This is a genomic window from Streptomyces sp. NPDC013457 (assembly GCF_043089925.1).
Classification (GTDB): Bacteria; Actinomycetota; Actinomycetes; order Streptomycetales; family Streptomycetaceae; genus Streptomyces.
The window spans coordinates 210,915-234,435 of sequence record NZ_JBICBL010000006.1 but is presented as its reverse complement, the minus strand read 5'-3'; the positions used below and the strand labels follow the sequence as shown (position 1 = coordinate 234,435).

The window sequence follows — 23,521 nt, the reverse complement described above, 5'->3', positions numbered from 1 at the left end:
GACAGCCGGGGAGGGGACGGCCGTTCGTCAGGTCATGGGAGTCAGGGACTCGGGATCGTCGAGGAGTTCGCGGTTCACGGCGTCCAGGGCCCTGCGGACGGCGCCGCGCGCCACCACCGCGTCGCCCAGAGTGCTGGCGGTGATGGGCGGTACATGCTGGGTCATGTGGTCGAGTTCCGCGGTCAGCGAGGGGATCAGGGCGTCGGCCAAGGGGCTGATCCCGCCGGCGAGGACCACGAGCTCGGGGTCGACCGCCAGGATCAGGGCCGCGATGGCCGGGGCAAGCCGCCGTGCGAAGTCGTGGACGGCCGCGAGGGCCTGTGGATCCTTCTCCGCCGCCGCGCGGGTGAGCGCCTCGATGTCCGACTCCCCGGGCAGCCGCTCACCGCTCCAGCGCAGGGACTCGCGGGCCGGCCCCAGGCCGAGCTGGGGAAGCGTACTCATCTCGCCCGCGCCGCCACGGCGCCCCCGGTGCAGACGCCCCGACAGCAGCAGCCCGGCGGCGATCCGGCGACCGGCCAGGATGCAGACGGCGTCGTCCACCAGCGCGGCGGAGCCGCGCCAATGCTCGGCGACCACGGCCAGGTTGGCATCGTTCTCGACGAGGATCCGGCACGAGAACGTGTCCGCGAGCCGCCGGGAGAGGTCGACGTCGTTCCACTCCGGGATCACCAGTGACCTGACCCGGCCCGTGGCGTCGACCATGCCGGGCACGCCGACGGCGATCGCGAGCAGCCGGTCGGAGGACACGGAATGTGCGGACAGGAGCGCGGCGAGACGGGTGCGCAGGAAGTCGAGACGCGCCAGCCCCGTCATCTCCGGATCGGTGTCCTCCCGTACACGGGCGATCGTCTCGCCCGCGAGATCGGACAGGTCCATCACGACCTTGTGCAGGCCGATGTCGACGCCCACGACGAGGCCCGCCTCGCTCCGGAACCGGAAGGAGCGGGCGGGCCTGCCGCCGGCCCTTCCCGAGGGACTCCCCTCGGTCTCCGCCACCCATCCGCGCGCGGACAGGGTCTCCACCAGGGCCTCGATCGTGGGCCTGGACAGCCCGGTGGCAGACGTCAGCTGACTGACCGTCTGGGGACTGCGCGCGTGCAACGCGCGGATCACCACTGCGGTGTTCATCCTCCGCAGACCGGCCAGGTCCTTTCCCCGTATGCCACTGGGCACGTCCGCCTCCTCCATCAGCCCGTCGCGGGTGGGTCGATGAAAGAGAGTTACACAACCTCGGCCGGGGGCGTCAATGGCAGTCCAGGGAGCGAACAGGTGTGGTCCCCGGAGTTGTCCAGGAGACTTGGCTAACCCCTTGACGAGGTCACTCGGGGAGAGTCATGCTCTCCCCGAGCTCGCCGCGGCCTACGCAGAGAACAGCGCCGTCAGCCGCGCCGCCGAGGTGCCGATGCCGGTCGGACCTCGCCGGGCCAGTGACGTACCACTGCCGGAGCGCACCTCGTCGGGGCCGTAACGGCGCACTCGCCGGTGCCAGTTGAGGATCCCCGCGAGCCAGTCCTCCAGCTCGCGCACATACGCCTCGAACGCGGCGCGCCCCTGCGCGTCGAGTCCGAAGTCCTGGTACAGCAGCGGCAGTTCGTGCCTCTTCACATGCTCGAACTGGCGCAGCCGTCCGTGCATCAGATCGTCGACCATCGACACGGCCGTCGGGTAGTCGCAGTCGAAGAACTTCTGCAGGACGAGGACACCGTTGTGGACCTCGCCCTCCACCTCGATCTCCTTCTGGTACGAGAAGAGATCATTGAGCAGGGCTGCGTAGTCCGAGACCGAGTTCTCCAGCGCCCGGACCGTGCCGCTGTCGAAGATCCCGGGCGGCAGCCCGTCCGTGCGCCGCAGTTTGCACAGCAGCATCGTCATCTCCGAGCCGAAGGTGCGACGCCGCATCTCGATGTAGTCCACGGGGTCGGGGACCCGGTGCTGCGCCTGGTTGTGCAGCTCCCACATCCAGCTGTCGAGCATCCCGTCCATGGCGCAGCGGAGCCGCGCCCTGGCGTCCAGGCTCATCGGTCCCGCGGTCCGCGTCCACAGATCGGCGAGGGAACGCTCCAGCGGACTCACGGCCGATGCCCGCCCCGCGTCCGGATCGGTCACCGGCATCAGGGACTTGAGACGCTCGGTGCACTCCTTCGCGCCGATCAGGTTCCGCGGCCGGCCGAAGACCAGCGGGTAGTAGTCGTCGCCGTACGTGCCCCACGTCAGCCACTCAGCGCTGAGCTCCAACTCCTCCACCGTGGCGTCGGGGTCGAGCCCCGCCGAGCAGAGCGCGAGGTCGAAGCCCTCCATCATGGGGCGGTCCCAGATGTCGTCCAGGAGCCCCATCCGATCCGCCCAGTCCTCGGACCGGCGCTTCGCCTCCCGGTGGTGCGGGTTGACCGTCAGCGGGTAGGGCAGGTCGAAGGCGGGCAGCAGCGATGCGCCCACCCGCTGGTGGGGGACGTGCGTCAGGGCGCGCAGACGGGCGGCGGCTGGGCGGCCGAAGAGGGTCGTGACGTCCAGGGCGGAGGTGCCGAGCACCCCCTCGACCCGCGAGGTCCCGGTGCGCAGACCCTCGTTCATGTACCGGCTGGAACGCAGGTGCCATTCGTGGCCGCCCGACTGCCAGTCCTGGAGTCCCTTCGTGTACGCCGCGACCGCCGCGCACTCCGCGGGGGTCAGCCTCTTCTCCAGACACAGTCCCGGGACTTCGGTCAGCGCCGTGTTCTCGAACTGGTGGAGCCGTGAGCTGAGCAGGTCGTTGACGGCCTCGGCCGCCTCCTGCGTCGTGCAGCCGAGGAACTTCTCCAGGACGAGCACGCCGTTGCTGTTCTCGCCCTCGTCCTCGACCTCCCGCTGGTACGAGAAGAGGTCGTTGCGCAGGTGCACCGCGTCGGAGAACGTGTCGCGCAGTACCAGCAGCGGCCGCGATTGCGCCACCTGCTCCGGTACCTCGGCGCCCGCCGCGTACTCGACGAGTCCGGCCGACCAGGGCGCTCCGCCCACCTTGCGGCGCATCTCGATGTACTCGACGGGGTTGGCGATCCGGCCTTCGCCGATGTTGTCGAGCTCCCACAGGGACTCGTACAGCAGCGCCTCGGTCGCCGTGGCGAACCGTTCCCGCCAGGCGGCGGACATGGACGGGACCGTACGCCGCCACAGGTCCGCCAGGCCGGCCTCCACCGGGTTGGTCGGCTCGGGCACGGGTGAGGACGGGTCCTTCGGCATGAACAGCGGCAGCCGGTCCAGATACGCCTTGCTGCCCGGCCGGTCCGGGGTGCGCTTGAAGACCTCCAGGAAGTGGTCGTCGAAGAAGAAGACCCACGTGTACCAGTCGGTGACGAGCGACAGGACCTGGGCGTCGCAGTCGGGATGGGTGTACGAGCAGAGCAGCGCGTAGTCGTGCGAGTCGAGGTCGTGCTGCTCCCAGATGCCGGAGCCCTCCAGCATCCCCATCTCCCGCGCCCACTCCCGGGTGTGCGTGCGGGCGGTCTCCACGTGGGGATTGAGCCGCGCCGGATACGGGACATAGAAATCCGGCAGGACGAAGGGCTGAGCCATGCGTGCGGGGCCTTTCGATGAGCGTGGGCGTCGACCGGCCAAGCCCTACCCCCGGCCCGGGAGACCCACTCGGCACCGAAGTTAGTCATATGAACGACGAGGGGGTGTCGCCGGCCCCCTCCTCCGGCGACACCCCTCCGCGCTCCGTTCGGAAGCCGCTCAGGCCCGGGAGACCCGCACGTCAGCCGCCTTCACGAAGGCGACCCGATGACCGAACTGGATCTCGTAGTACTCCTCCTGGCCCCGGACGACCCGGTGCCCCGTGGTGTCGAACACCGGAGCGAAGTAGTACTCGCCCGGGGTGCGGCCGCCCACCACGTACGACTGGCCCGCGAGCAGTCTGTACGGCAGCGGCGACACCGCCTGGACCGGCACTCCGGCGGGATACGCCGAGGCCTCCGGATAGGCCCGCCCGTACACCGGTACCTCCGCGAGGCCCTCCCTCGGTGTCAGCACCAGACCCCGGGAGCCCACCGACGTACGCTGCGCCTTCGGGTCGTGGAACCAGGCCTTCTGCCCCAGATACCAGATCGCCGTCCAGTCGCCCCGCCGCTCGGCCACCGCGTACTGCTGGCCCGTCGAGGCCCGCGCCCCGGTGTCGTTGACCCCGGTCGTCGAGTCCTGGCCGTCCGGCCGCAGCCCGACGTCCTTCACCAGCGGGGCGTCCGCGTCCGGCGCCGTGTGCAGCCGGACGGCGCCGCTGCCGTGCGGGGCGCACGCCTCGCCGGCCTTCACACACCCCGTGTAGACCGGCTGGTGCGCGGTGTACTCCGGGCGGATCGTCACCACTCCCGCGTTCGGGCCCGCGGTCGGCGTGAAGGGCCGGCCGAGCAGCCGGAAGTAGTGCGCCCAGTCCCAGTAGGGCCCCGGATCGGTGTGCATGCCGCGGATCGTCGACGTCGTCGTGCCCGGCACGTTGTCGTGTCCCAGGACGTGCCGGCGGTCGAGCGGGATGTCGTACCGCTGGGCCAGGTACCGCACCAGACGCGCCGAGCTGCGGTACATCGCCTCCGTGTACCAGGAGTCCGGCGCCGTGAGGAACCCCTCGTGCTCCAGACCCACCGACTTGGCGTTCACGAACCAGTTGCCCGCGTGCCAGCCGACGTCCTTCAGCGGCAGATGCTGCGCGACGTGGCCGTCCGACGAGCGCAGCGAGTACTGCCACGACACGTACGTCGGGTCCTGCACCAGCTGGAGCGTGACGTCCCAGGACGCCTCGGTGTCATGGACGACGATGTACTCGATCGACTGGGACGCGGGCCGGTCCGCCTTGTCGTGGTTGCCGTAGTCCCCGTCCCCGAACTCCTCGTACGGCGCCGGGATCCACTCGCAGGCGACCGTCCTCGGGCACTCGGTCCGACCCGTGTCCGCCGTCCGCAGCCCCAGCGACGCCACCTGTCCGGTCTCGGGCACGAGGTCCGCGTCCGCGGGCAGCGTGACCACCTGCCCGCTGTCGGTACGCCGGGACTCACCGGACCGGATCACGTCGAACACGTCGTTCGCGTACGTCGTGGCCGTCGCCGTGTCGTCGGCGCCGGAGTAGCGCGCCACCGCGCCGAACCAGTCGGCCGGGTCGGCGCTGAGCGGCCGCCCCGATCCGCGCTGAGCCGCGGCGAGGAGTGCCGCTCCGCCCTCGATGTTCGCCGAGGTGCTGGTTCGCAGCTCCCGCGCCGGAATCCCGGTCAACGCGGCCGCCCGGTCCAGCGTCCTCAGCCGCTCCGGCAGCCGCGCCGCCGTGGGCGGTGCGGTCCGCGTGTCGGAGCCGGCCCGCGGCGCGCGGGAACCGTCGCCCCGTACGTCCTCCTCGCCGTGCGAGTGGTGCGGGGCCTCCGCGAGCGCGGTCGCCGCGTCAGTGAGGTGCATCGGGCCGTAGCCGCCGGTGACACTCGGGGCGCCGCCGTGCGCGTCCCACCGGGACTGGAGGTACGCCACCGCGAGCAGCACGCTCGGCGGCACGCCCTGACGTTCGGCGGCCGCCGCGAACTGCCGCTGGAGCGAGCCGGCCTCCACCGGCTCTGCCGTGGCAGGTGGCGCGGCCGACAGGAGGGGGAGGAGCAGGGCGGCGGACGCCGCTGCGCCCACCGCTCGGGGGACCCGTCTACGCGACACGGAACGGTGCAAGGCAGCCTCCGGTACCAGGGGTGACGAGGGGGCGTGCGGGGCCGGACCCGTACAGGGGTATCGGCTTCCGGACGATCCGTCAATCACCCCTCGATGCGCGGAAGTTCCCATGTCAGAGGGGATGCCGGGACAGTCTCACGGAGTTTCGCGGCGACGGCTCGCGGGCCTGCGGCGCGTCAAAGGCGTGGACCAATGGGCGGAGCGCACGGCGGACGGCGGAACGCCGCGCACCCGGTGTGTCGGCACCGGGCGCACGGCGTGTCACCACCCCCGTGGAACGGTCGGCGCGGCCTCAGCGCGTACCGACCGCGGCGCGCACGGCCCGCCGTGCCATGGCGCAGTCGTCGTGCAGCCGCCGCAGCAGCCGCCGCTGTTCCTCACCGGGCGAGACCGCACCGGACGGGACGGGTACCGAACCGGCCGGCGGAGCCTCCTTGATGGTGCGCTGCACCGCGGTCTCGTACGTACGGATCTCCCTGGTCAGGACGATCATCAGGTTCACCAGGAAGGCGTCCCGGGACGCCGCCCCCGCCTGCTGGGCGAGCTGACTGATCTGACGCCGGGCCGCCGGCGCGTCACCGAGCACCGACCACAGGGTGGCCAGGTCGTAGCCCGGCAGGTACCAGCCCGCGTGCTCCCAGTCGACCAGGATCGGTCCCGCGGGCGAGAGCAGGATGTTGGAGAGGAGGGCGTCCCCGTGACAGAACTGCCCCATGCCCTGCCGGCCACCGGCGTGCGCCAGGCCGTGCAGCAGCTTCTGCAGGTCGTCCCGGTCACGGTCGGTGAAGAGGCCCAGCTCGTGGTAGCGCGCGATCCGGGACGGGTAGTCCAGCGGCGCGTCGAAGGTGCCGGCCGGCGGCCGCCAGGCGTTCAGCCGGGCGATCGCGCCGAGCGCCGCGCGCAGATCCGTGCGGGGCGGAGCCTCGACGGGGTGGCGCGTCAGCGCCGCCGCCCGTCCCGGCATCCGCTCGATCACCAACGTGCAGTTCTCCGGGTCCGCGGCGATCAGCCGGGGGGCTCGCACCGGGGGACGGTGCCGGACGAAGGAGCGGTAGGCAGCTATTTCGTGCTGGAACCGCTCGACCCACGCGGGGGAGTGGTCCAGTAAACACTTCGCCACGGCCGTGGCCCGCCCGGTCGTGCCGACGATCAGCACGGAACGCCCGCTCCGTCGCAGGACCTGTACGGGGTTGAACTCCGGGCAGATCCGGTGGACGGACGCGATGGCCATCCGCACCTGGGCCCCCTGCGGGCCGGACAGGTCGATTCTTCCGCTGAGCGGCTGAGCGGCACTGCCCGCCCATCGCCTCGCGCGGGCCGCCGGAACGACCGGGGCGAGGTACGGTCCGCTGCCGACCGGTACGGAACGGTGCTGGGGCCGGGGCGGGGCGGACACGGAGGACGATGCTGTGTACATGGAGGAGACAGATCCCTTCGTGTGCCGACAAGTTGCGTGCGTCGCCCCGCCCGACCTCCGGGCCGCACCCTGGGGAATGTGGGCCGGTTGCCGGGGCGGGGTGGCGCGTTCCTACCTGACACCCCGGCGCGGGTGGCGGAACATCGGGCGCACCCTGGCGAAGCCTGGCGAATAGTCGCCAGCCCTATGACAGGGGGTTACTGTCAACTCAGCCGAGAACCTGGGGGCTTAGACGTGACCGGACAGACCAACACCCGCCTGGCAGACCTCTTCGGCCTCGCCGGCTGGTCCAAGGGAGAGCTCGCGAGACTCGTCAACCGGCAGGCGGCGGCCATGGGCCATCCGCAACTGTCGACCGACACCTCACGGGTGAGGCGATGGATCGACATGGGGGAGACCCCGCGCGACCCCGTACCCCGGGTGCTGGCTGCACTGTTCACCGAGCGACTCGGCCGTGTCGTGACCATCGAGGACCTCGGGTTCGTACGACACGGGCGCGCCGGGAGACGGCAGAACGTCAGGAACACCGACAACCCTGACGGGCTGCCCTGGGCGCCCGAGCGTACGGCAGCGGTCCTCACCGAATTCACGGGAATGGACCTCATGCTCAACCGACGCGGCCTGATGGGCGCGGGCGCCGTGCTCGCCGCCGGCTCCGCACTCAGCAGCGCCATGCACGACTGGCTCCACACCGACCCCGCACGCGCCGCGCAGGCCCCCCGTGCGAACGATCCCCTCCACGCCGACCCCGCTGGGTTCGACCGCTACGAGGCCGCCCCCATCGGGTCGGAGGAGATCGAAGCACTGGAGCGCTCGGTGGAGGTGTTCCGAGCGTGGGACGCCTCCCGCGGCGGCGGTCTCCAACGCAAGGCGGTCGTAGGACAGTTGAACGAGGTGGGCGGCATGCTCGCCTACCGCCACCCCGACCACCTCCAGCGTCGCCTCTGGGGCGTCGCGGCCAACCTGGCCGTCCTGGCGGGCTGGATGTCCCACGACGTGGGCCTGGAACCCACAGCCCAGAAGTACTTCGTCATCGCCGCCCACGCGGCCCGTGAGGGCGGCGACCGGCCGCGCGCCGGGGAGGCACTGTCCCGCGCGGCGCGCCAGATGGTGCACCTGGGCCGGCCCGACGACGCCCTCGACCTGATGAAGCTCGCCAAGTCCGGCTCCGGCGAGGAGGTTCTGCCGCGTACGCAGGCGATGCTGCACACCATCGAGGCATGGGCGCAGGCGTCCATGGGCAAGGGCCAGGCCATGCGCCGTACGCTCGGCGAGGCCGAAGACCTCTTCGTCTCCGACCGGTCGGACGTGCCGCCGCCCAGCTGGATGCAGAACTTCGACGACGCCGACATGCACGGCATGCAGGCCCTCGCGTACCGCACCCTCGCCGAACACGACCCCGCGGCCGCGGTTCCGGCGCAGCGCCACGCCAAGCTGGCCCTGGACCTGCGCCGCAGCGGTCACAACCGGTCCAAGCTCTTCGACTACATCTCCCTCGCCTCGGCCTGCTTCATCGCCGACGACCCGGAGCAGGCCGACCGGTACGCGCGGCTCGCCCTGGTCTCCATGGGCGAGACCTCGTCCCACCGCACCTGGGACCGGCTGCGTGAGATGTACCGGCTGACCGGGCAGTACGCCGGCTACGCCAAGATCGAGGACCTGCGCGAGGAGATCGCGCTCGCGCTGCCCGAGCCGGCGGCGAAGCGGCCGAGGGCCCGCGGGATCTGAGGGGCCGGTCCGACTCCCGACCGTACGAGCAAGGGCACACCGGCACGTGCCGGTATGCCCTCCTGAGGGGTGCTCGCCAAGGGGGCTCGCTCGCCGGTGCGGGGTGGCACCGCGGCCCGCGGACCCGAGGGCCGGAGCGAGCTGGTCTCTGCGTGGGTTCGACGGCCCGGCGCGGAGCTCGTGCCGGCTGTGGAGCCTGTGGCCCCGCCGCGGAGCCCGTGCTCCCGCAGTGGAGCAGCGGCCCGCAGTGGAGCTAGTGGCCGACGCGGACCACCATCAGGCAGGCGTCGTCCTCGCGCGGTGCCTCGCCGAACTCCTCCACCACCGACCGTACACAGTCCTGCGCGTCGCGGGCCCCGGCCAGCCGCGGAGCCAGCGCGAGCAGTCGCTGCGTACCCGTGTCGTCCAAGCCGCCGCGGCGGGTCAGCCCGTCCGTGTGCAGCATCAGCAGGTCCCCGGGGAGCAGCCGGATCTCGGCCTCCTCGTACGCGGACCCGGCCGTCGCTCCCAGGAGCACGCCGTCGGGCCGCTTCAGGGCGCGCCCCGTGCCGTCGCGGAAGAGCAGCGGGGCGGGGTGCCCTGCCTGAGCCCAGGAGAGGGTCTGGCTGACCGGTTCGTAGCGGCAGCACATCGCGCTGCCGAGCGCCGGCTGCACCGCCGACTCCAGCAGTTGGTTCAGATGACCCATCAGGGCGCCAGGGCGAATTCCGGCCACGGCCATGCCGCGCAGCGCGCCGAGGAGCATCGCCATGGAGGAGGTCGCTGAGACCCCGTGACCGGTGAGGTCACCGACCGTCAGGAGCGCGTCGCCGTCGGGGAGCGCCAGCGCGTCGTACCAGTCGCCGCCGATCAGACCGGTCGAGGCGGCGGGCAGGTAGTGGCCCGCCACGTCGAGCGGGGCGCCCGGGCCGCCGTGGGCGAAGCGCAGGGAGCCGCGCCACGGAGGCAGCACGGCCTCCTGGAGCTCGACGGCGACGCGACGCTCGGTGCGCTCGATGTGGCGACGGCGCTGCAGGCTGTCCCGGGACTCGCGGACGGCGCGCTCGCTTCGGCGCAGCTCGCTGACGTCACGCAGAACGGCCCACATGGAGGCCGTGCAGCCGTCGGAGTCGAGGACCGGCTCGCCCATCATGTGGAGCGTACGGACCCGGCCGTCGGTGCGGACGATGCGGAACTCGCCGTCGATGGGCTTCCCGTCGATCAGACAGTCCGTCACCATCGCCTGGAGCAGGGACTGGTCCTCGGCGAACACCATCGAAGGAAGTTCGTCCAGCGACATCGGGCCGCTCTCGGGGTTCCGGCCGAAGATCTGGTACAGCTCCTCGGACCAGCTCACCTCGTCGTTCAGCAGGTTCCACTCGGCGCTGCCGACGCGGCTGAGGAGGGAGCCGGTGCGCGGGGCCGGGACGCCGTAGGCGGCGCCGGGGTCCGAGAGGCCTTCGGCCTCCACCTCGATGACATCGGCACCGGAGGTGGCGGGAAGCTCGTCGGGGACGCCGGCCTTGAGCTGGCCCAAGTGGGCGCCCAGGTCGTCGAGTTGATGTACAGCCAGGTCGCAGAGCGCACGCTGCCAGCGGTTCTTCGGGTCGTCCTCGTCCAGGACCGCGTCCCGGCGCACGGCGTCCACGTCACCGCGCAGACGGCGGGTCTGCGAGATCAGCGCGTCCACGGTGCCGGGCTCCGGCGGCTGGGCTGGACGGTCCGCGTAGAGAGGGGACGGCATGTCGTACTCCGATACAGGCGCGACGCGGGCAAGCGGTGGAACGAGGCCCGGATACGACTGTTGCACAGGCGGAGACACCCCGTAAGGGATTTGGCAACACTCGATACGGTGGTGCTTCTGACATATGCCAACGGCCCGTCGATTATCGGCCATCGAGGTGGTAACGGAGCGACACCGTGGGAAGGTTACGGTGCTGGGGTGGTGAACGACGAGGTGGACACGGTGGGGACGGCGCTGTTGCTCGCGGCGGCGCCGGCGGGACGGGGCCGGGCGATCGACGCGGCGTCCGTACTCCCCGCCCTTGCGGCGGTACCGCCCGGCGCGCTGACCGGTACGCCGGTCGCGACGGTCGTCGAACTGGCGGACCCGCTCGACCCGCAGACCGTCCTGACACGTCTGCGCGCGGCCGCCGCCGCGCCGGGACCGCTCTCCGTCCACCTCGCCGGTCAACTCCAGCTTGACCGCCGTCAACACCTGCCGCACCTGGCGCTGGCGCGGAGTACGGCGACGACCCTGCGCTACACGGGCCTGCCGTGGCACTGGCTCGCGGGCGAACTCGCGGTCCGACGGCCCGGAACGACGAGCGTCGTCGCCGACCTGGTCGCGGACGCGGAGCTGTGGGAGAGCCTCGGCTCCACGCCCGGTCTCCTCTCCCTGGGGCCGGACGTACAGCTGTACGGGCGGGTCGCCCCGGCACCGAGGCGCGGCGCTCCCACGACGCCCGACTACCTCCGTCACTTCGCCACGGTCTGGCGCACGGGAGCCCGGCCCCCGCTCCCGGACCTGCACGCGGCCGCGGCCGCCCGGATGGGCCCGGGGCCCGCGCTGTACATGACGCCGGAGACAGCGGCTCCGCCCGCGCACGGTGGACCGGTCGCTCCCGCCCAGGCGGTGGCTCCGGCCGCCGACCGCGACCCGGTTCCTCACCCCCGTCCCGATCCGCACCCCGCGATTCTCGCCGCCGCGCGGGCGGGGCGGCACGGGGAGGCCGTGGCGGTGGCCGTGGCCTGGGAGCAGGAGGCGCTGCGGCGGTACGGTCCACGGTCGCGGGAGGCCCTGCACTGGCAGGAGGTCCGTGCCGACCTCGCGCGGCTGGCCGGGGAGCCCGCGCGCAGCTGCGAGTTGTGGATCGGTGCGGCCCAGGCCAGGCTCGACCTGGGCCAGGCGCCTCAGGACCCGGACGTGGAGGGCGCCGTGGACCGGGCACACCACCAGTGGGAGCGCATCACGGACCCCGCGCGCGCCCACGCGCTCGGCCCCGCCCTCGTCGCGCTGCGGCACCGCGTGCCGGGCCGCACGGCCGGCGCGCTCGCCGCGCTCCGACGCAGGATGGAAGGACCCGCCGAGTCAGCGCCCACAGGTCACGCCCCCACCGGTCCCGTCACCGCGGTGCCCGCGCTCACAGGCGAGGGCGGGCCGGTCTCCTAGGTCGCCGCGGGACGGACCACTCGGATGCCGAAGCCGAAGGTCTTCGTCGACAGGGCGATCCCGATGAAGAGGAGCGCGAAGTGTTCCTGGCCGCGCGCGGTGGCGATGCCGCCGAGGTCGAGCAGTGAGTCCTGGGGCCAGCCCAGATCACGCAGCAGACCGCTCACCGTCTCCTTGGCCGCGTCGTCGTCGCCGGACAGGAAGAGCGTGCTCGGCCCCTCGAGGGAGTGCGGTGCGACCATCACGACCCGGTCGACCGTGCAGAGCGTCTTGACGACGCGCGTCCCGGGGAACGCCCGCTGGATCTCCTCTCCGAGGCTGACCACGGGGTGCGAGAGCGACTCGTCCTCCAGGAAGCCGACGGCGACGTCCAGCAGCACCTTCCCCTCCAGCGCGGACGCGCCGACCGACTCCAGAAGCGGCACCGAAGCCGTCCCCGGCGTGGCGTTCACCAGGACCTCCGCGTGCGTCGCGGCCGCCGCCGGATCACCGACCCGGACCCCCGCGTCCAGCAGCTCCCTCAGTTCCGTGAGCAGTTCCGGGTCCTCGGGCCGCCGTGACCCGAGGACGATGTCATGGCCCGCGCGGACCCAGCCCGCCGCCAGCGCCCGTCCCACATTCCCTGTGCCGAGAATTCCGATTCGCATGGCCACGACGCTAGGCGCCGCCCGCCCGGTGCCGCATCGGACTTTGGTCGGGCCCGCACGGCTCGAGGACGTAGGCCCCGAGGCCCAGGGGGTGTCTCGGGCCGGACCGGCCGCCGCCACGCGCCGCACGACCGGAGGGTCCGGGCTGCGATGATCGTACGTATGCACGCCTCTTCCTCCTCCGCGCCGGCCGACGCCCTCACCACCGAGCGCCTGCTGCTGCGCCCCGTGCGCGCGGCCGACGTGCCGGCCGTCACCCGGCTGTGGACCGACCCCGAGGTACGGCGGCATCTTGGCGGGCCGGTCACCGAGCAGGTCGTACGGATCCGCCAGCGACGAGTCGTCGGTGCGGCCGGCGTGCACGCCGTGGTGCGGGCCGCCGACGGGGTGCTGCTCGGGCTCGTGACCGTCGAGCCCGGCGCGAGGGACGGGGAGACGGAGATCTCGTACCAGTTCCTGCCCGAGCACTGGGGGCACGGCTACGCCCGCGAGGCCGTCGCCGCCGTCCTCGACGCCACGCTCCGCGGCACGCCGAGTGTCGTCGCCCTGACGCAGGAGGCGAACCGCCCCTCCCGGCGGCTCCTCGAAGCCGTCGGCATGACCCACGCCGCGTCCTTCGTCGAACACGACGCCCACCAGGTCCTCTACCGGCGCCGGCGCTGAACCCCTCGGCCCGCGCCCCTCAACGGACCTTCTCGCCCGCCGCCAGCTTCGCCACCATCCGCTCGAGCCGCTGCGCCCGGCCCTTCGGGGTGCGGGCCTGCCACAGCCGAAGGATCACCAGGTACTGATCGGTCCTGCCGAGCCCCTCGTAGAAGAGCCGCGCCCGCTCGTCGGCCGCAAGGGCCGCCGCCAGATCGTCCGGTACGGTCGCCTCCGCCTGCGACGGGTACGCGGCGCCCCACCGGCCGTCCGCCTGGGCGGCCGCCACCTCGGCGAGCCCCGGCGCGCGCATCCGGCCGGCCGCCGTGAGTGCCTCGACCTTGCGCACGTTCACCCGCGACCAGAGGCTGCCCGCTCTGCGCGGGGTGTACTTCTGCACGTAGTACACCCCGTCCCCGCCCTTGCGCTGCCCGTCGATCCAGCCGAAGCAGAGCATGCAGTCGAGGATCTCCGGAATCGTCAGCGACTCGCCTCCCCCGCCCTTCTTGGCGATCCGCAGCCAGACCCCGGGTGTGTCGGCGTGGTGGGCCTCCAGCCACGCCTCCAGCTCCGCGGCCCTCGTGACGGTGATCAGTTCGAGTCCCTCGTACCGCTCCATGGGACCACGATAGGCGCCGGCCCCGGACATACGGGCGGCCTCCTCACCAGGCCGTAGTGACGCTGCGTCAGAACCGGGCGTGGGTGGTGATGTCCGACTCGAACTGGGTGATCATCTCCGGTGTCACCGTCGGCCGGCACTGGCCGATCGCCTCCAGATAGTCGGCCGTGGTCGCGCCCGGCAGCCGGTCGTCGTTCACCGGGCGGCCGCCGACGGCGACCAGATCGCGCTCGAAGGAGTTCTGGGCGGCGATCCGCGCGGCGTGCTCGATGTCGGCGGGCGTGAACAGATCGCTCGCGGAAACCAGTTCGTCGATGTCGACGTCGGACCGGCCCTCGGTGTACCGCGCCCAGATCGCGGCGCGGGCCGCCTTGTCCGGTGTGCCGATCGGGATCAGGTAGTCGAAGCGTCCCGGGCGCAGAAAGGCCGGATCGAGGGAGCGGATCGAGTTCGTGGCGCAGACGAGCAACCGCTCGTCCCGCTCACGGAACCCCGGGATGAGCTTGAGGAGTTCGTTGGTCACGCCGTGCATGCCACCGGGCTGCGCGGGCTCCTGACGGACCGGGGCGATCTCCTCGACCTCGTCGATGAAGACGAGTACGCGCTCCAGTTCGGCGATCCGCGCGAACGCCGAGCGCAGGGCCGCCGCGAGATTGCCCTCGTCGGCGAGCCGGGACGGCAGGATCTCCACGAACGGCCAGCCGAGGCGCGAGGCGATGCCCCGGGCGAACGTCGTCTTGCCGGTGCCCGGCGGGCCGAAGAGCCCCACCGCGCGCGGCGGCCGAACTCCGTGCCGAGCCGCCCGCTCGGGCTCGGCCAGCGGAAGCACGACGCGCCGTTCGATCAGGTCCTTCTCCCGCTCCATGCCCGCGACCTTGGCCCACAGGTCGCCCGGCAGCAGCCGTCCGCCCAGGTCGTCGAGGAGGTTGGCGGCCGGGCCGTGCAGCGGCTCGACCTTCTCGAAATACGCGACGGCGGGCTGGCGGGTGTAGCCGGCGTTGAGCAGGCCCTCGCCGAGCAGGTCCTCCTCCGGCAGGACGTACGCGATCCGCCCGACCCGCGCCGCGACCAGCCGTCGTTCCAGCTCGACGAGCAGGGCGCTGGCGAGCCCCCGGCCACGCCAGGCGGAGGAGATGGCGATCCGCATCACCCAGGCCCGTTCGCCGGAGACACAGGCGAGGGCCGCCCCGATGGGGACGCCCTGATGGACGGCGACGACGGCGGGCTGGCGGGAGGTCAGGGCGCTGATGCACTCGGCCAGGGAGAACACGGACTCCTGGCCGAGCTCGGCCGTGGTGTCGATCAGATGGACGACCGCGGCGAGATCGCTCTCGCGGTAGTCGTGGATGAGCCAGTTCACCGGTACCGCCCCTCGTTCGTTCGATTTCGAACCGTTGCGGCGAGGCTAGGGGCGGGGGAGGGGGCGGGTCGTGTGCCACGGTGCACAAGGCGCACGCGGCAAGTGCTACGAAGCGTCACTGGCCGGACGGCGCGCGCGTGCGCGTCCGGAACGGGCGAAGCCCCCGGAGGGAATCCTCCGGGGGCTTCGTCGTGGTGCGGCTCAGTACGCGGGCGCGAGCTTCGGGTTCGGGCCGTAGGCGTTGTCGGCCTGGTTGCCCTCGGTCGCGTAGAAGACGATGAGGATGATCCCGCCGACCAGCGGGATCAGGCCAATCAGGATCATCCAGCCGGAGCGGCCCGTGTCGTGCAGACGGCGGACCGTCACGCCGAGCGTCGGCAGCAGCACGCCCAGCGCGTAGATGCCGGTCAGCAGCGGCGCCGTGGTGAGCACCGCGTCGAGGACCGCCAGGACGATGTACACGATCACGTTGAACAGCATGTACATCCAGTATTCCTGGCGGCGCGCACGGCCGGTGAATACCGCGTACTTCTTGAGAACGTCGAGGTACCAGTTCACTTATTCCCCCCAAGGACTGGGAAACGCAAGCGGGAGCCTGTCTCTGTGGAGCAAGCTTGCGCAGAACTCCAGTGGCCGAAACGCCATCGGTCAATTCGTTACCTGGGGTGGGGAGTCGGTGGCTGATGTGTCTGGTCTTGCGAATGTGACAAGGCGACGGCGCCGTATCCCGTGCGGGACACGGCGCCGTTCTGGGAGAGGATCAGAGCCTTATGTCGCTCTCCTGGACTTGCTCATGAGGAGTCCGCCCGCCGTGAGCGCGAAGAGGCAGACGCACGCGCCGGTGATGACGTTGCTGACGATCGCTCCCGTGTCCACGTCCCGGGCGACCACCCAGGGCGAGATGATCAGCCAGACGCCGGCGAGCAGGGCGACGAAGTTCAGGTCCTGCGACCGCTCCGGGGCCATCGACATACAGAGTCCGAGCCCCGCGAGGGCGATGCCGACGATCAGGTTGTTGAGGGCGAGGTCCGGGTGGAGGCCTGCGAAGTGAACCGTGTACGCGGAGATCGCGGCCCAGATGCCGGCCACCATGATCAGTTCCTCGACCGCGGCGACACCACGGGTCTGGAGCACTCGGGAGTAGCGGTCACGCATTTCAGATGCGTCGGGATGTCCCCTCATGTCACCAGGACGGTGAGAGACGTCAGACATACGACTCGCCTCCTTCTGGCGTCTTGCACGTCTGATCGCGCTTGCGGCATCGAGCCGCGGTTTCATTGTGCGCTTATCTGGCCTTTATGTGTAGATGTACCCGATAGGGGATTCGCACAGAAACGGCGGCACGGATATGCGCGTAACCACCAAAGAAATGATCTTCGAATGAACATTTCCCGAAGTCACGCGCATCGCCGTACGGATATGCGGACAGCCGTCGTCGTGATCAGCCGCGACTGTACGGACGGGTGATGATCTCCATGTTGTGACCGTCGGCGTCGTCGAAGTAGGCGCCGCGGCCGCCGAAGAGGTGGTTGACCTGCCCGGGCTCGGTGTGGCTCGGGTCCGCGTAGTACGTGACCCCCATCCGCTCGAGCCGCCCGATCATGGCGTCGAACTCCTCGTCGGGTACGAGGAAGGCGTAGTGCTGCGGGGTGAACGCGTCCGCCGACTCGTAGTAGTCGAGGGTGACGCCGTTGCCGGTCTCCACCGGCAGGAACGGACCGAAGGGTGCGCCGACCTCCAGGCCGAGCACCTCGGCCAGGAACGTGGCGGAGGCCCGCCTGTCACGGGCGTATACGACAGTGTGGTTGAGCTCGATGGCCACGAAGGGTCCTCTCGAAAGGCTGCGTCGGTGTCTTCCTGATGGGGCTCGTCGCGTGCGTACATGGCGTGGGAACGCGTACGCGTGCGTGGAAGACGACCGAGGCGGGCCTCGCGCCCGCCCGGCGGCGGTCACGCCAAGGCCGGGTGCCTCACTCGCTCGCGGCCCATGGCCGACCCGGCAGTCATACGAGCACGCTAACCCATGATCATCGGTGCGGGCAACGGCGTTCTCGGGCCGGGCGGCGAGAGGTCCCGCCGCGTCCCCCGGCGTAATCTGGAAGTGGACTCGGGGTCTGCAACGTCCCACCGCCCGGGAGGCGGACGAACATGACCGGAATCGTGTCCCGGAGCTTCGACTCCGCAGATGAGACGCGTCCCTTCGAGGACTCCAAGGGCAGGCTCGACCTGATCAACGCGGAAAGCGGTCCGGTCGGGCGTGCCGTGTTCGAGCCCGGCTGGAAGTGGTCCCAGCACGTGAAGCCCATTGCCGGGACGGACAGTTGCGAGGCATCGCACGTCGGGTATGTCGTCAGCGGTCGGATGAAGGTCGTGATGGAAGACGGGGAGTCGGCCGAGATAGGCCCCGGCGACTTCATGGCCGTCAAGCCGGGACACGACGCGTGGGTCCTCGGCGACGAGGCCTGCGTCGTGGTGGACTGGGCCGGCTTCCTGGACTACGCGGCACCGAAGAAGAGCTGACGGGCGCGGCGGGCGGCGGCCGGGGTGGTCGAGTGCGTCGCCGCACCGCCGGCCGTCCGCGGGACACCTCGAACGGCTGCCGAAAAGCCCTGATCAACGGGGCCATTGGCCTGTTATCGTCGCCCGCATGCCCGAACTGATCGCCCCCACAGCTCGCCTTCATCGCTCCTGGCTCGAAGCGCACGCCGAGTGGAGCCCCGGCGCCCATCAGTCCGGAGCGGGGATGAGGCTGGCGGAGGAAGAGGCTTTCGCCGTGCCCGAGATCTTCGCGTCCTGGGTCGGCCGACTGCGGGAACAGGGTGACCCGACACGGCCGTTGGCCCAGGGGCGGGTGCGCGCCACGCACTGGTGGATCGTGGAGGACGGGGCGTACGCCGGCGCGATCGACCTGCGCCACGAACTCAACGACTTCCTGCTCAGGGCCGGCGGACACATCGGCTACAGCGTCCGGCCCTCCGCCCGCCGTCGCGGACTCGCCACCTGGGCCCTCGGGGCGGTCCTTCCCGAGGCCCGAGCCCTCGGCCTCGACCGGGTCCTGGTGACCTGCGACGACGACAACGTGCCCTCCGCCCGCACGATCGAGCGCAACGGCGGGGTGCTCGAAGACACCCGCGACACGGAGATCGGCCGCAAGCGCCGCTACTGGATCACCCTGTGAGCCCGGTGGCGACCGGGACGCGCCCACGGCGAGCACGGCGCCCACGGCGAGCACGGCGTCTCCGCTCCTGACGGTTCTTTCGGCCCCTCGGCGCGGTCCCCGCGCACGCCTCCGACCCGCGGTGTGCCCCGCGCCGGCTGCGCGCCCCCGCCCCGCCCGGCCCGGCTCAGTGCGGCCGGCGGGTCGGAGGTGCCCAGGAGCTCGAGCCCAGGGTGATGGCCTGTCAGCCGTACGCGTCCGTCACGCAGTCCCGGGCGCACGCGCCGCGTTCGTACGCGTCACGGAGCGCGGCTGCCGCGAGGCGGGGGTCCATGTCCGGGTGGGCGAGGTGTTCGTCCGCCAGGCGCAGCACGTCCTCGACCGTGACGATCACCGGCTCTCCCGGTCCCGCCGCCGCGCGGGCCGACGCGATCGCCATGACGGCCGCCCTCCGCAGCACCCGCTCCTGTTCGCGCCGGGTGGCGGCCCATGCCCGCGCCGGGGCGGGCGGCCGGACCGCGCGGCCCTGGCGGACGGCGCCCAGCGCCATGAGGCCGGCCCCGGCGGCGACGACCAGCATCCCCACGACCGTCTCCGCGTGCAGTCCCGTCGCCACCCGACCCCCTTGCGTCGAACGACCTGTACCCAGGGCGACCCGATTTCAGGCACAGTCACGGCTGACACGCGTAAGTGACACGTGTCACCTTCCTGCTTCAGGCGTTGACGCGGCCGATCCCCGGCCGGACGCTGCTCGCATGACCGTCACCACCGTCACCACCACCCGCGGGCCCGTACGCGGTGAGCGCCGCCCCGACGGAAGCCTCCGCTTCCTCGGCATCCCCTATGCGCAGCCGCCCGTCGGCGCCCTCCGGTTCGCGGCGCCCGTGCCGCCGGAGCCGTGGACCGAACCGCTGGACGCCACCGCCTACGGGCCGACCGCCCAGCGCCGGCCCTTCGCCGACGTCACCACGGTCCCGGAGCCCTCCGTCCCAGGCACCGGGATCCTCAATCTCAACGTCTTCACGCCGCGCACCGATCCCGAGGCCGGGCTCCCCGTCCTGGTGTGGATCCACGGAGGCGGTTACGTGGCGGGGTCGGCGGCCAGCCCCTGGTACGACGGATCGGCCTTCAACCGTGACGGCGTCATCCTGGTCTCCCTCGGCTACCGGCTCGGCATCGAGGGCTTCCTGCACCTCGCGGACGCCCCCGACAACCGAGGCGTCCGCGACTGGATCGCCGCCCTCCAATGGGTCCGCGACAACATCGCCCGCTTCGGCGGCGACCCGGCCAAGGTCACCGTCGCCGGCCAGTCGGCGGGAGGCGGCGCCGTGCAGACCCTGCTCGCCGTCCCGGCGGCCCGCGACCTGTTCCGCGGCGCGCTCTCCGTCTCCGGAGCCGTCATGCGCCCCGACGGCCCCGAGGTCGCCCGCGCGGCGTCCCGTCTCTTCACGGCGCGTACCGGCGTACCCGCCACCGCCGCGGCGCTCCGCGACCTGAGCGACGACGAACTCCTCGACCTGCAGGACCTGATGGGCGTACCGGGCCCGGACCGCGAGGGCTTGCCGCCGCTGCTGTCCCTGGCGCCCTTCGCGGACGGCGAGCTGATCCCGGAGCCGGTTCTCGACGCGTTGACGACCGGCGAGGCGGGCGCGGACGTCCCGCTCATGCTGGGCTTCACGGCCCACGAGTTCAACGCCTTCCCCGCCCCGGGCCCCGACGGCCCGCCTGTGCCGGTCCTCCTGGGGGCGCTCGGGCTGCCGGAGGACCGGCTCGGCTCGTTCACCACCGCCTACGGGGCGGCTGACCCGGCCGCGCTGTTCGGCCAGGCCCTGACCGACGCCACCTTCCGCGCCCCCGCCCTGGCCCTCGCCGACGCCCGGGCGGAGCGCGGGCGCCCCACCTGGCTGTACGAGTTCGTGTGGGAGTCGCCCGTCAACGGCACGGCCTTCCACTGCCTGGACCTGCCGTACGCCTTCGACCTCCTGGACGCGGAGGGTGTCACCGCCGTGGCGGGCGAGGCTCCGCCCCGCGTCCTCGCCGACGCGATGCACCGCGCCTGGGTCTCCTTCGTGCGGGACCAGGACCCGGGCGCGTCCTGGCCGTGCTACACGGCCGACGAGCGCGCCACGATGGTCTGGGACGCCGAGCCCCGTGTGGAACCGGACCCGCTGCAGCGGGTCCGCGACATCTGGCTCCGCTGACCCGCAGCGCGGGCTCCCCGAGCGCCGCGCTCACGTCGGCGCGGGGAGCCCCGTCTCGGTGAGTCCCGTCTCGGCGCTGCGCGGCCGAGGGCCCGCCGGTCCGGGCGGGCCCGCGACGAGCGCCTCGACGACCGCCTCCGCGAACGGCCGCACATCGGCCGGCGTGCGCGAGGTGATCAGGCGGAATCCGCCCGACGCGTCGACGACGACCTCGCTGTCCCGCCAGGTCCCGCCCGCGTTCACGAGATCGGTCCTGACCGACGGGTAGGAGGTGATCTCCTTCCCCGCGACCAGCCCGCTGTCGATGAGCAGCCACGGTCCGTGACAGATCGCGGCCACGGTCTTCCCGGCGTCCGCGAAGGCGGCCACCAGCCGCTGGGCCGTCATGTCCGTCCGCAGCCGGTCCGCGTTGACGGTCCCGCCCGGCACGACCACCGCGTCGTACGCGTCCGCCGACACCTCTTCGTACGACGTGTCCGGGTCGACGGCATCGCCCGGCCGCCGGTCCGACACGACCGTGACGACGGGTTCGGCCTTCTTCGCCGCCACGGTGACCTCGGCGCCCGCCTCGCGCAGTGTGGCCACCGGCTTCGTCAACTCGTCCTGTTCCGTGCCGTAGTTGGTCGTGAGGAAGAGGACTCGCTTTCCGTCGAGCGTCACAGCCGACGCCTCCCGTCCGGTCTCCGTCAGTGGCCGTGGTCCGGCCACACTTCCGCGACTGACCACCCGCGGCGCTCCTAAACGAACGGATCGACGGATCGGAACCGAACGAGTGTCGGCCGTGTGGCGTCCCGCGGCCCCGGCCGCGCGGCGGCCCTCAGCCGGCCCGGAAGCCGATCGTCCCGTCGGGCAGGACGGCCTCCACCGTCGCGCCGTGCTCGACCGTGCGGCTCACCGTGCAGAACTTCTCGTGCGTGAGCCGCACCCCTCGGGCGAAGACGTCGGCGGCCCGCGGGTTGCTCTCGGGCAGTTCGAACTCGTAGCTGACCCTGATCCGGCCCACCCGGCCGTCGTCCTCCGGTCCGGAGACCGATTCCACGACGATCCGCAGGTCGTCGTGGTCCACGGCGCGCGCCGTCCGGTCCACCACCATGCCGCCGCAGCCGCCCATGGCCGCGAGCAGCAGCTCCACGGGGGTGAACGAGGGCTGCGCGTCCGGATCGTCCGCCGCCCCCATGCGCACCTCCGCGCCTCGGTCGTTGCGGGCGGTCCACTGCCGGTAGCCGGTGCGGAGGGTCTCGATGCGGTAGTCGGCCATGGTGTCCTGGGCTCCTCGGTGTGTGTACGGGTCCGAACGTGCGGCGCGGGGCATCCGGCACTCCGCGGTCCCCACCTGAGTACGTGGCCAGGTCCCGAGTGAGTACGTCGTCCGATACCCGGCCCCCGGCCGCGCTGGTCGAATAGGACCATGATCTCCGACGCCCGGCGCACCAGCCGCATGCAGCACGTCACGACCACCGGCGCGGCGCTGGCGGGCGCGCTGCTCCCGCTCGCCGTCGGGATGCTGCTGGCGCGGAGCGTGGGGGCGGACCCGATGGCTCCGGTGAACGCCCTGATCACCAGTGGCGGCCAGCGCGCCCGACTGGACCGCTGCCAGCTGCGCGCCGTACGGCCGACGCGTGAGGGCCGGGCCGGGGTGTCCGGCCTGACCCGCCCGGTCCTCACCCGCCGGGCACTGCGCGACCTCTCGGTCCGGGAGGGCAGGTCCGACCTGTCGGTCCGGGAAGGCAGGTCCGACCTGTCGGTCCGCGAGGTCAGGCCCGTCCGGACCGCGCTGCGCGCCCTGCCGCGTCTGCGTGACCTGGCCGCCCTGCCGCGTCGGTGAAACCTGGGTCAACACCAGGCCAACTCCCGGTATGTGCACTCGTGTTGGGTCATGGATGCGTAGCCTTGAGGGAGGGGAGTCGGCTGCGCGGGGGTGGGGCGTGTGACTGCTGGATCCGAGTCGGCACCGCGGGGGAGGGGCCTGTCGCGAGGCCGCTTCGCCCTCTGGCTCCTGCTCATGGCGACTCTTCTCACCGCGGTGCCCGCGGCCGTCGGCACGGCCGGACCCGCGGACGCCCCACGCCCCACCGTCCTGAGGACCGCCGCCGCGCCGGCCGCGCGCGAACCCTCCTGCGACCCACGGCGGGCCGGACCGAGCCCCTCACGCGTCGACGGCGAGGCCGTGCGGCGCATCCGCGAGCGCGGCCATCTCGTCGCCGGCGTGGACCTCAACAGCCATCTCTGGGCCTCGCTGGACCAGGACGCGCAGGAGCCGGTCGGCTTCGACGTCGACCTCGTACGGGCGATCGCCCGCGACATCCTCGGCCCGAAGGCCACGGTCCGGTTCGTCAGCATGCCGCCCAGCCAGCGGATCCCGCGACTGCAGGCCCGCCAGGTCGACGTGATCGTCCGCACCATGAGCATCACCTGTGAGCGGCTGGCCGATGTCGCCTTCTCCAGCGTGTACTTCGAGACCGGCCACCGCCTCCTGGTGCCCGAGGGCTCCCGGATCACGGGCTTCGACGCGAAGCTGCGCGGCAAGCGCGTCTGCCTCAGCAAGGGCAGCTCGGCGGTCGACCTGCTCGGCTCGTCGGGTACGGGCGCCGTCGCCGTGGAGACGTCGAGCCACCTGGACTGTCTCGTCGAACTCCAACAGGGGGCCGTGGACGCGATCCTCACCCACGCCACGCTCGCCGCCGGACTCGCCGCGCAGGACCCCACGCTCCGGCTCGTCGGACCGCGCCTGGACACCTCTCTGTACGGCGTCGCCATGAACAAGGGCGACACCGACCTCGTCCGCCGCGTCAACGCGATCCTGGAGGACTATCGGGCGGGGGGCGCCGGCAGCCCGTGGATGGTCTCGTACGACCGATGGCTGGCCCCGACCCTCGGCGCCCATCCCGAGGGCCCGCCGAAGGCCGAGTACGCCGACTGACCCCAC

Annotated in this window: 22 protein-coding genes; 8 read left to right on the top strand and 14 right to left on the bottom strand. The window is 72.1% G+C overall.

The annotated features are described in order from the left end of the window. Nucleotides 1-27: 27 nt before the first annotated feature. From ACF1G2_RS18315 to ACF1G2_RS18300, 4 genes are all read right to left on the bottom strand, one after another. Nucleotides 28-1,176, bottom strand: a complete 1,149-nt coding sequence (locus ACF1G2_RS18315) for an ROK family transcriptional regulator (RefSeq protein ID WP_391799238.1) — start codon at nucleotides 1,174-1,176, stop codon at nucleotides 28-30. A gap of 186 nt (nucleotides 1,177-1,362) precedes the next feature. Then, nucleotides 1,363-3,552: a germacradienol/geosmin synthase gene (locus ACF1G2_RS18310; RefSeq protein WP_391799237.1), complete on the bottom strand. Its 2,190-nt coding sequence runs from the start codon at nucleotides 3,550-3,552 to the stop codon at nucleotides 1,363-1,365. A 159-nt stretch (nucleotides 3,553-3,711) separates the two neighbouring features. After that, the gene (locus tag ACF1G2_RS18305) at nucleotides 3,712-5,634 is read right to left on the bottom strand and encodes an N-acetylmuramoyl-L-alanine amidase (RefSeq protein ID WP_391799236.1); all 1,923 of its coding nucleotides are present in this window, start codon (nucleotides 5,632-5,634) and stop codon (nucleotides 3,712-3,714) included. Nucleotides 5,635-5,965: 331 nt separating this feature from the next. Further along, complete coding sequence (locus tag ACF1G2_RS18300) at nucleotides 5,966-7,090, bottom strand: aminoglycoside phosphotransferase family protein (RefSeq protein WP_391799235.1); 1,125 nt, start codon at nucleotides 7,088-7,090, stop codon at nucleotides 5,966-5,968. A gap of 234 nt (nucleotides 7,091-7,324) precedes the next feature. On the opposite strand from ACF1G2_RS18300, the gene ACF1G2_RS18295 reads away from it, so the two are divergent. Then, on the top strand, nucleotides 7,325-8,818 hold the full coding sequence (locus ACF1G2_RS18295) for a hypothetical protein (protein ID WP_391799234.1): 1,494 nt from the start codon (nucleotides 7,325-7,327) through the stop codon (nucleotides 8,816-8,818). A 253-nt stretch (nucleotides 8,819-9,071) separates the two neighbouring features. Here the strand turns inward: ACF1G2_RS18295 and ACF1G2_RS18290 are convergent, their stop codons facing one another. Then, a complete protein-coding gene (locus tag ACF1G2_RS18290; protein WP_391799233.1) occupies nucleotides 9,072-10,541 on the bottom strand; it encodes a PP2C family protein-serine/threonine phosphatase in 1,470 nt (489 codons plus the stop codon). A gap of 198 nt (nucleotides 10,542-10,739) precedes the next feature. Here ACF1G2_RS18290 and ACF1G2_RS18285 point away from each other — a divergent pair, with 198 nt between their 5' ends. Next, nucleotides 10,740-11,969: a hypothetical protein gene (locus ACF1G2_RS18285; protein ID WP_391799232.1), complete on the top strand. Its 1,230-nt coding sequence runs from the start codon at nucleotides 10,740-10,742 to the stop codon at nucleotides 11,967-11,969. Here the strand turns inward: ACF1G2_RS18285 and ACF1G2_RS18280 are convergent. Then, nucleotides 11,966-12,616 carry an NADPH-dependent F420 reductase gene (locus ACF1G2_RS18280; protein ID WP_391799231.1) on the bottom strand — a complete coding sequence of 217 codons (651 nt, stop codon included), beginning with the start codon at nucleotides 12,614-12,616 and terminating at the stop codon, nucleotides 11,966-11,968. The genes ACF1G2_RS18285 and ACF1G2_RS18280 overlap by 4 nt on opposite strands. Before the next feature lie 162 nt (nucleotides 12,617-12,778). Here ACF1G2_RS18280 and ACF1G2_RS18275 point away from each other — a divergent pair, with 162 nt between their 5' ends. Further along, nucleotides 12,779-13,279 (top strand): GNAT family N-acetyltransferase, encoded by a 501-nt coding sequence (locus tag ACF1G2_RS18275; protein WP_391799230.1) that lies wholly within the window; start codon nucleotides 12,779-12,781, stop codon nucleotides 13,277-13,279. Nucleotides 13,280-13,298: 19 nt separating this feature from the next. Here the strand turns inward: ACF1G2_RS18275 and ACF1G2_RS18270 are convergent, their stop codons facing one another. The 5 genes from ACF1G2_RS18270 to ACF1G2_RS18250 all read right to left on the bottom strand — a co-directional run bounded on the left by ACF1G2_RS18270 (nucleotide 13,299) and on the right by ACF1G2_RS18250 (nucleotide 17,059). Then, nucleotides 13,299-13,877 (bottom strand): YdeI family protein, encoded by a 579-nt coding sequence (locus tag ACF1G2_RS18270; protein WP_391799229.1) that lies wholly within the window; start codon nucleotides 13,875-13,877, stop codon nucleotides 13,299-13,301. 67 nt (nucleotides 13,878-13,944) lie between these two features. Beyond that, nucleotides 13,945-15,237, bottom strand: a complete 1,293-nt coding sequence (locus ACF1G2_RS18265) for an ATP-binding protein (RefSeq protein WP_391799228.1) — start codon at nucleotides 15,235-15,237, stop codon at nucleotides 13,945-13,947. A 201-nt stretch (nucleotides 15,238-15,438) separates the two neighbouring features. Next, the gene (locus ACF1G2_RS18260) at nucleotides 15,439-15,795 is read right to left on the bottom strand and encodes a DUF805 domain-containing protein (protein WP_391799227.1); all 357 of its coding nucleotides are present in this window, start codon (nucleotides 15,793-15,795) and stop codon (nucleotides 15,439-15,441) included. 210 nt (nucleotides 15,796-16,005) lie between these two features. Beyond that, nucleotides 16,006-16,392 carry an SPW repeat protein gene (locus ACF1G2_RS18255; protein WP_391799226.1) on the bottom strand — a complete coding sequence of 129 codons (387 nt, stop codon included), beginning with the start codon at nucleotides 16,390-16,392 and terminating at the stop codon, nucleotides 16,006-16,008. A 286-nt stretch (nucleotides 16,393-16,678) separates the two neighbouring features. Further along, the gene (locus tag ACF1G2_RS18250) at nucleotides 16,679-17,059 is read right to left on the bottom strand and encodes a VOC family protein (protein WP_391799225.1); all 381 of its coding nucleotides are present in this window, start codon (nucleotides 17,057-17,059) and stop codon (nucleotides 16,679-16,681) included. Nucleotides 17,060-17,385: 326 nt separating this feature from the next. Here ACF1G2_RS18250 and ACF1G2_RS18245 point away from each other — a divergent pair, with 326 nt between their 5' ends. Both ACF1G2_RS18245 and ACF1G2_RS18240 read left to right on the top strand, forming a co-directional pair. Further along, nucleotides 17,386-17,757 (top strand): cupin domain-containing protein, encoded by a 372-nt coding sequence (locus ACF1G2_RS18245; RefSeq protein WP_391799224.1) that lies wholly within the window; start codon nucleotides 17,386-17,388, stop codon nucleotides 17,755-17,757. Nucleotides 17,758-17,884: 127 nt separating this feature from the next. Further along, the gene (locus ACF1G2_RS18240; RefSeq protein ID WP_391799223.1) at nucleotides 17,885-18,415 is read left to right on the top strand and encodes a GNAT family N-acetyltransferase; all 531 of its coding nucleotides are present in this window, start codon (nucleotides 17,885-17,887) and stop codon (nucleotides 18,413-18,415) included. A 223-nt stretch (nucleotides 18,416-18,638) separates the two neighbouring features. Here ACF1G2_RS18240 and ACF1G2_RS18235 read toward each other — a convergent pair whose 3' ends face one another. Further along, entirely contained in the window at nucleotides 18,639-19,010 is a 372-nt protein-coding gene (locus ACF1G2_RS18235; RefSeq protein ID WP_391799222.1) for a hypothetical protein, read from the bottom strand. Nucleotides 19,011-19,149: 139 nt separating this feature from the next. Here ACF1G2_RS18235 and ACF1G2_RS18230 point away from each other — a divergent pair, with 139 nt between their 5' ends. Further along, the gene (locus ACF1G2_RS18230; protein ID WP_391799221.1) at nucleotides 19,150-20,595 is read left to right on the top strand and encodes a carboxylesterase/lipase family protein; all 1,446 of its coding nucleotides are present in this window, start codon (nucleotides 19,150-19,152) and stop codon (nucleotides 20,593-20,595) included. 30 nt (nucleotides 20,596-20,625) lie between these two features. On the opposite strand, the gene ACF1G2_RS18225 is transcribed toward ACF1G2_RS18230, so the two are convergent. Then, nucleotides 20,626-21,255 carry a type 1 glutamine amidotransferase domain-containing protein gene (locus ACF1G2_RS18225; protein WP_391799220.1) on the bottom strand — a complete coding sequence of 210 codons (630 nt, stop codon included), beginning with the start codon at nucleotides 21,253-21,255 and terminating at the stop codon, nucleotides 20,626-20,628. 157 nt (nucleotides 21,256-21,412) lie between these two features. After that, nucleotides 21,413-21,853, bottom strand: coding sequence for an OsmC family protein (locus tag ACF1G2_RS18220; protein ID WP_391799219.1), 441 nt, complete (start codon nucleotides 21,851-21,853; stop codon nucleotides 21,413-21,415). 150 nt (nucleotides 21,854-22,003) lie between these two features. Between ACF1G2_RS18220 and ACF1G2_RS18215 the strand changes: the two genes are divergently transcribed. Next, nucleotides 22,004-22,420, top strand: a complete 417-nt coding sequence (locus tag ACF1G2_RS18215; RefSeq protein ID WP_391799218.1) for a hypothetical protein — start codon at nucleotides 22,004-22,006, stop codon at nucleotides 22,418-22,420. A 177-nt stretch (nucleotides 22,421-22,597) separates the two neighbouring features. Then, nucleotides 22,598-23,515 (top strand): glutamate ABC transporter substrate-binding protein, encoded by a 918-nt coding sequence (locus ACF1G2_RS18210; protein WP_391799217.1) that lies wholly within the window; start codon nucleotides 22,598-22,600, stop codon nucleotides 23,513-23,515. The last annotated feature ends 6 nt before the right edge of the window (nucleotides 23,516-23,521 follow it).